This is a genomic window from Thioflexithrix psekupsensis (genome assembly GCF_002149925.1).
In the GTDB taxonomy this organism is placed as follows: domain Bacteria; phylum Pseudomonadota; class Gammaproteobacteria; order Beggiatoales; family Beggiatoaceae; genus Thioflexithrix; species Thioflexithrix psekupsensis.
Genome location: NZ_MSLT01000025.1, coordinates 1 through 7,408 on the forward strand (window position 1 = coordinate 1; position 7,408 = coordinate 7,408).

Annotated in this window: 6 protein-coding genes; 1 reads left to right on the forward strand and 5 read right to left on the reverse strand. The window is 42.7% G+C overall.

Annotated features, from left to right (window positions below):
- Both TPSD3_RS17135 and TPSD3_RS17140 read right to left on the reverse strand, forming a co-directional pair.
- Positions 1-342 (reverse strand): DUF11 domain-containing protein (locus TPSD3_RS17135; protein ID WP_140048600.1); only part of this gene is annotated, 342 nt, incomplete at its 3' end.
- The gene (locus TPSD3_RS17140) at positions 339-3,167 is read right to left on the reverse strand and encodes a beta-propeller fold lactonase family protein (protein ID WP_086489775.1); all 2,829 of its coding nucleotides are present in this window, start codon (positions 3,165-3,167) and stop codon (positions 339-341) included. The genes TPSD3_RS17135 and TPSD3_RS17140, both read right to left, overlap by 4 nt.
- A 74-nt stretch (positions 3,168-3,241) precedes the next feature.
- Here TPSD3_RS17140 and TPSD3_RS17710 point away from each other — a divergent pair, with 74 nt between their 5' ends.
- Positions 3,242-3,424 (forward strand): hypothetical protein, encoded by a 183-nt coding sequence (locus TPSD3_RS17710; protein WP_176329929.1) that lies wholly within the window; start codon positions 3,242-3,244, stop codon positions 3,422-3,424.
- A gap of 62 nt (positions 3,425-3,486) precedes the next feature.
- Here TPSD3_RS17710 and TPSD3_RS17145 read toward each other — a convergent pair whose 3' ends face one another.
- The 3 genes from TPSD3_RS17145 to TPSD3_RS17155 all read right to left on the reverse strand — a co-directional run bounded on the left by TPSD3_RS17145 (position 3,487) and on the right by TPSD3_RS17155 (position 7,175).
- Positions 3,487-4,518, reverse strand: coding sequence for an IS630 family transposase (locus TPSD3_RS17145; protein ID WP_086489776.1), 1,032 nt, complete (start codon positions 4,516-4,518; stop codon positions 3,487-3,489).
- Between the two features lie 9 nt (positions 4,519-4,527).
- Positions 4,528-6,702: a PAS domain S-box protein gene (locus TPSD3_RS17150; RefSeq protein WP_086489777.1), complete on the reverse strand. Its 2,175-nt coding sequence runs from the start codon at positions 6,700-6,702 to the stop codon at positions 4,528-4,530.
- A 266-nt stretch (positions 6,703-6,968) separates the two neighbouring features.
- Positions 6,969-7,175 carry a hypothetical protein gene (locus tag TPSD3_RS17155; RefSeq protein WP_140048601.1) on the reverse strand — a complete coding sequence of 69 codons (207 nt, stop codon included), beginning with the start codon at positions 7,173-7,175 and terminating at the stop codon, positions 6,969-6,971.
- Between the last annotated feature and the right edge of the window lie 233 nt (positions 7,176-7,408).

Consider the following 7,408-nt stretch of genomic DNA (forward strand, 5'->3'; position numbering starts at 1 on the left):
TGTGGCCGTGTGTGGGCCGGCGTTGTTTAATAAAATACGATAAGTCAACACATCTTCCACTAACACTTGGGTGTCTTCACTGCTTAGAGTTAAGCCGACATTGGCTGTCGTCAGTGCAACGGAAGTCTCTAATTTTGCAGTATTATTTTCTAATAAAGTGTCTAAGGTTTGACTGCTGAGGGTGGCTTCAGTGGAGAGCATTCCGGCCGTGGTCGGAGTTATTTTCACCACCACCGTAGCCGATTCATCGCGTGCCAACGGCCCCAATTCGCAACGCACTAATCCCGCATTTTCCGTACAAGGCGCAGTTTGGCGCGAGGATTCGGCCGAGACAAAAGTCACTCCGCCGGCAATTGCTGTTGATAGACTACGCCACTGGCCGGGCTGGGGCCTTGATTGCTCACCGTAGCGAGATAATTCAACGTTTGGCCGACTAACACCGCATTGGGTGTGCTGCTCAAAATCACCGCAACATCGCTGGTTGGCGCGGACACGGCAATTTCTTTACTGGCTTGGTTGGGCAAATTCGGATCGAAAGTTGAACCCACTGCTTGCGCCGATACGTTCAACGTACCTAATGCCGTCGGCACCAGTTTAATGGTGAAAGATTGCGCTTGGCCGGGATTAATCGCGGGCGTGGTGCAACTTAACGGGACACCGGGGGTACAATTTGCCGCGTTGACTTCGCTCAAATTAAACGGCACGCCTGCCAAGGCCACATTTAACACCATATCATGTGCCACACCGGGGCCATTGTTATTTAAGGTAAAAGTCAGCGTTACTTCCGTATTTTGTACCACTGTATCTGCGTTGCTGCCAATGGTTAATCCCACATCGGCCGCTTGTCCCGAAATACTAACAATACTGATTGCTTGGTTATTGGTTTGATTGGTGTCCACACCGGGCGCGGTGACAGAAAAACGCGCTTCGGCTTGATCATTCGGTAAAAAACTCAGGGTTTGAATTTGTAAATGGGTACTTGGTGAGGCGACCGGGTCTAATAAACTTAAATTACAACTAATTTCATGGCTGGCTGTACTTGAAGCACGGCACGCCCCCGTTGATCCCACATAACGCACTTCAGTCGGTAAAGTCACATTGAGTACGGCATTATTGGCCGGAGTCCCCGCTACATTGCTGATCTGCACATTATAATTCACAGGCGTATTCACAGGTGCAGAAATCGGCTCGCCGATTGCGTCAATGATCGCCAAATCAAAGACTAACACAGCCACATTCACCGGCACATTGGCCTTATTGTCGTCGGGAGTCAGTTCTTTTTGTTGCGAAGTGACTTGAGCGGAAAAGGATAAGGTGCTGGGAGTCGCGGGCGTGGTGACTTGAATATTAATCCGTGTACTCGCGCCGCCAGCCATGTCAGATAAAATACAAGTCAATTGTTGCCCGGCCAATTGACAGCGAGAATCACTATTCACCGCGTCATAACGCACGGTGGCATCTAAAGTGGCCGTGAAACGCACTCCCGTTGCCGTAGTCGCACTTGCATTACTTACATCCGCGTGATAAATCAACACACTGTCCACATTAGCGGGATTGGCACTGGGGGAAATAGCCAGTTTTAAATCTACCGTTTCCACACTTTGGCGTAATTCAGTATTGAGCGTGACTTGATTATTACTGGAATTGGGATCGGATTGGGTGCTGGTGACTGTGGCCGTACTGGATAAAATGCCTGTTCCTGCTTCGCCGGGAGTCATGACGTTTACGACAATGTTTACACTGCCATTCACCGCCACATCGCCCAGCACACACGTGACTACACCAGCTTGTTGACTACATTGGCCTTGACTGCTCACGGCCGATTGATAAATGACACCACTGGGCAAGGTATGCGTGAAAACGGTCGCCGTGGCAATGTCTCCGCCGGCATTATTGACCGTAAATTGATAAGTTAAAGGGCTGTTAATCGCTACGGGCGCATCATCACTGCCCGTTATACTTAAATCAGCCGATACCAAACTCCATACTGAAATCGCATCACTAAATAAAGCGGCCGTATAAAGTTGTTGTCCGTTTGCGGCGGTGGTTAATCCTAAGGGGCCGGACAATGACGTGACATTATTGGTATTATTTTTAATGACTTGTTTAAAGGTTAAATCGCCTGTTTCACTATTTCTATTGAAGACAACTAAACTATTGTCATCAAATCCCGTCGCATATAATTCTCCGCCGGCGGGAGAGACTAAAACATGGCGTACGGCTCTTAATCCGCTGACAGGGGTTTGATTTAAAATACTTTTAACAGGCGTTAATGCGCCCGTGGCGATGTCAATGGAAAAAATCGTGATGGCATTGCTACTACTGGCCGCGGCGTAGAGAAAACGCCGATCAGGACTCACCGCTAAACCCACCGCACCGAGTAAATCACTAATATTTTCCATGCCTTGCGAATAACTGCCAACAAAAACCAATTCACCCACGCCACTGTTACGCACAAATAAATTAACCGCATGACTCTGCACGGCGGCCGTGTAAACATACCAATTGCCGTTGCCTGCATCGATCACGGCGACATCCGTGATACCTGCTAAATTCGTGACTCCGTTCGCGCCACTGACATGCGTGAGGACGGGAGTTAATACGCCCGTGTCGGCATTGCGAGAAAACACCGTGAGCGCAGAATCATCCGTGCCAGCGGCATAAACCCGTGTGCCATCAGGACTGATGGCCAAGGCACTGACTCCAGCTAATCCTGTGGCTTGATTGACGTTATCTTTTTGAATTTCGACTAAAGTCAATAATCCCGTCGTGCTGTTGCGAGTCAACACGGTCACGGCCGAATCGGTGCGACTGGCTACATAAACATGTCTCCCATCGGGACTGACTTTAACCGCACTGGCTCCCGCTAAACCACTGTCGCTGATGTCTGTGTTGGTGAAATGTTGTAAGAATTGTAAACTTCCATTGTTCACATCCCGACTAAACACCGCCACTGCACTCGACACCACACTGGCCGCATAAAGGTGTTGTCCATCGGGACTCACTGCCACAGCAGCCACCCCATCTAATCCCAATACCTCATTTTGTGCCTGTCGTTGCACTTCGACCAGCGAGAGCGCGTGGGCGTGAGGAAACAGTAGCAGTAAAAATAAGACAAACACGCCCCCACGCCAGAGAGGATGTTGCAGTGATCGAAGCAGCGGCATTTTTAACCTTCTCCTTTAACTTGATAAGCCATACTATTGATTGGCTTTAGTATATCGCAAATTAAGCCCAAGTTATGCGTGATGAATGGGGAATCATGAATTTACTCGTTACCCTGCGCCCTGAAGCGGTAAAAGAACACACAAACACCCCCTTCTTTGCAGAACTGACAGATACAGCGAGATCGCGTTGGAAAATAGAACAGGTTACATCCCTCTTAGCAGGAGTAGAAATGTGGATTGGATATTGCGGAATTTAACGGGTTTTATGCTTTACCAAAATTATGTGAGATATAAAAACAAATTAAGTTTTAATATCTAGCTAGATATTAGGTATAAGATACTGTTTAATTTTATTAAACTTAAACACTTTACCTGACAAAAAGGTCTCAAACATACTAGTGACTTCTTTAAAGCTTGATAGACGATGAAAATTCTTTCTGACCCAATTCTTACCTTGAAGCCAAATATCCTCGACTGGATTTTGCTCTGGGGCATTGGGCGCAAATCTTAATAAACGAACTTTCCATTCTGATTCTGGAAGTCCCCCATTTAATTTCTCTAAATAAGTTCTTAAACCTTCAGAACGATGATAACTTGCACCATCCCAAATAATCACATGACGGGCTTCTTTATATCTGTAAATGAGCCAGTTAATAAAGTCTATCATATATTTTGTATCGGCTTTCTTTGCCCTATCTAAAATAAATTCTCCCGTATAAATATTCACCGCTCCATACCACGTTTGAGAAGTACGATAATTATTCATCTTTATTGACGTTCTTTCTCCTTTTTTCGACCAAACATAAGCACAAATATCTCCCCACAACTGATGGCTTTCGTCTTGCATCCAGTACATTATCTCTCCACTTTCTATCTGTTCACGCTCCTTATCTATTAAATCCTTAATCTCTTTTTTTTTAGCTTTTACTTTTACCTCATCTTTTGCCGAATTCTCTTTGTGTGTCTTCTTATAACTTAAATTTGCTTCTTCTAATAATTTAGTATAAGAAGTATTTGAAGAATAGAAAACATCATACTCCTCTTTTAAGTATCTCTTTAGCTCCTCCATTGTTATTGTCTTCTTTTCTTGTATCCAATTAATCATATCTTCTCGTTCACGCGGCTTTAAATACCCTGGCGAGCCTTTATACGCTAACTTTAATCCTTCCACCCCTGACGCTAAATAAATGGCTTTCCATTTATCCACAAATTGCACACTGACACAGCACGCTAAAGCCACTTCCGCACGCACAAAACCAAGCAAAGACATTCTTACTGCCATCGCTCGCTTCACTTCTCTCGCCTCACCTGTTGACATTAACTCTTCTAAATCTTCATATCTTTTGTTCATTATTCTCTCCTATTTGAAAAGTATTATTATACGACTCTGAAAAAATTGGTATATAAGCTGCGCCCATGCAGCACTGGCTTGATCTTGAATAATCACGGAACCATTTTGTAAAATCGGTTGTAATAGTTGATTTAAGGTGGCAAATAATCCCGTTTTTTCACGGTCAAATAAAGTGATGAATTGTTGATCACGAAGAGAATGGGTTAATAATAAGCGGGTATGAATTTGATCCTCTTCAATATCACTAATAAATCCTAATTGGCTGTCTGTTAATTTTAGTAATTCTGTTAATAATAAATGATAAGTGCTAAGTAAATCATTTTTACTCATAAAATGATTTAAACCACGGCGTAATAAATCGAGTAATTGTTTTTGTTTCTCTAATATTTTTTGTGCGGATTTATAAGGTGTAATGTCAGTAAAAGTAGTGACCACCGCGGTGGGTAAATGGCTGGGATCGTCGGTGAAAATGGGTTGAGAATTAATGGCTATCCAAGTGACATCTTGTTGTGGTGTTTTATACACGCCCATAATGACGTTTTTAAACGGCAATCCTGTTTGTAATGTCACCATCGCAGGGTGTTCGTAGCCGGGAAATGACATACCATTTTCCCGCACCGACTGCCACGCAGGGTCTAAAGAACTACGCCCTGCCATTTGGGCTTCAGTCAAGCCTAAAATGGATTCAGCGGCTTGATTACACGTTAAAATTTCCCCCGTCCTATTTTGCAATACCACACCCTCACTCATAGAGGCAATCACCGAGCGGTAGCGGGCTTCGCTATTGCGCAAGGCTTCGACCGCTTGACGATAAGCCGTTAAGTCTTCGCGCACCGCTAAAAAATGGCTAATCTCTTGATTTTCATCACGAATCGGAGAAATAGTGGTGTATTCATAATATAATTCACCTGACTTATGGCGATTGGTAAATTCCCCTTGCCATACATCGCCTCTTAAAATTGTACTCCATAAATCACGGTAAAAATCAATCCCCATTAATCCTGATTTTAATAAACGTGGTGTGCGATTTAAAACCTCTTCGGGTAAATAACCTGAAATTTTGGTAAAAGCAGGATTAACATATTGAATAATGCCTTTGCGATCCGTAATTAAAATGCTATTAGAACTTTGCTCAACCGCAGTGGATAATTTACGCAATAATAATTCAGTTTGTTTGCGCTCAGAAATGTCTAAAGCCGTACCAATGACGCAATAAGGTTTATCATCATAAGTGCGTAATAACTTACCAGAAGATTGCAATGTTTTTACTTTGCCATCTTTGATTTTAACGCGAAATTCTAAGTTTTCAAAATGGGGAATTTTTTCTTGATTACTTGTGTCTAATAAAGCCAGTAAATGATATTTAACATATTGTTGATCGTCAGCAATAATAGCTTGATAAAATTCATCTAAATGCGTTTGTATAGGTTTGCAAGGATAACCCAATTGCATAGAGAATTCTTCAGACCAAAACATGTCATCATTTTGCGGATGCCATTCCCAATAACCCAATTGGGCTAATTGTTGGGCCTCGGCGATGCGCATTTCATTGTGGGCTAAACGGGCTTCAGCGGCGCGTTTTTCGGTAATATCTGTCACCATACCCACCACAAACAATACGCCACCGTCCACATCTCGCACGCCCGCAATGGACAAACTCGCCCAAATTTCTCGCCCTAAACGATGTTGATAACGTTCTATGGTTTGGTAATGATTTCTACTGTATTTTAATAATTGTTCAAATAAACGATTTGAAGAAGTTTCTATTTGTTCTTCGGGATGCAATAATTCATAATAATTTTTTCCTACTAATTCGCAGTGAGAATAGCCTAAAATTTTCTCTAATGTAGGATTAATATAAACCAATTCTCCTGTGATATTGGCTTGTAAAATGCCGATGGGCGCATAGTCGAATAAAGCCCGAAAACGCGCTTCACTGGCATGCAAGCGCACGACCGCATCAGCAAATGCGGCTAAAGCATCTAAATCATCGGGAATATCTGTCAGAATGCTGTGCAAAGCGTCGCGGGTGACGGCTAAAACATGTTTTTGCTTTTCTAAAAGGGCAAATTGATGGGTTAATTCGTGTTGTAATTGATGCTGACGTTGTCGAAATCGCCATATCCCTATGATGCCGCCAATGGTGGTCAGTGTCAAAACCGCAATAACGATGGAATCGATCATGAGCTAATGTGCTATATATGAATGAGAAATTAAATGTATCAAGGCGTTGCTTTATTTGTTATACCGCTACTTTATCAAGTCAACACATTATTTTATTAAATTCTCTTTGGTTTTGCACCCGATTTAGCAACATTTTATGAGAAATACAATAATATTCTTAACCTTTTATTTAAGTTGGTTTATAAAATACAAAAAAATGCCTGAGTCAGAATATTTCCTATGTTGATAAATTCTGCTCAGGCGATTCATTTATGGATAAGGGTTAATTAGCTGATAAATTGCAGTGCAATATCCGTGTTAATTAATAATTCTGCACCACTGGCCGCATAGCGGTAATAAGGCACTCCATCTTGTTCCGTCAATCCTATATTATTCCAACCCTGATTGGTGGAATTAACTAAGCTGGATGAATTGCCATCAATACGCAAATTACCTGTGTCAGAAATAGCTAATACATCGCTTAATCCAAGCACCAATTGATGTCCATTGCCTTGTGTTAAGTCAAGACGATCAATTCCTGTTAATGTGATGGCTTGATCGGTGGCTAATTGGCTATTTTGAATTAGATTTAAAATTTGCCCTCTCCACCTGATAAACGCAAGGTATCTAAATTTGATCCCCCTTCGATAATGACACCCGCTGCTGCATCTGCTTTTAATGAAAATAAATCATTACCCGCATCTCCCAATAAAATCGCATTGGGGCC

What these genes read in the sequence shown, in the direction of transcription:
- TPSD3_RS17710 (WP_176329929.1), top strand. Translation starts at nt 3,242, where the DNA reads ATGCGTGATGAATGGGGAATCATGAATTTACTCGTTACCCTGCGCCCT.
- TPSD3_RS17150 (WP_086489777.1), bottom strand. Translation starts at nt 6,702, where the DNA reads ATGATCGATTCCATCGTTATTGCGGTTTTGACACTGACCACCATTGGC.
- TPSD3_RS17140 (WP_086489775.1), bottom strand. Translation starts at nt 3,167, where the DNA reads ATGCCGCTGCTTCGATCACTGCAACATCCTCTCTGGCGTGGGGGCGTG.
- TPSD3_RS17145 (WP_086489776.1), bottom strand. Translation starts at nt 4,518, where the DNA reads ATGAACAAAAGATATGAAGATTTAGAAGAGTTAATGTCAACAGGTGAG.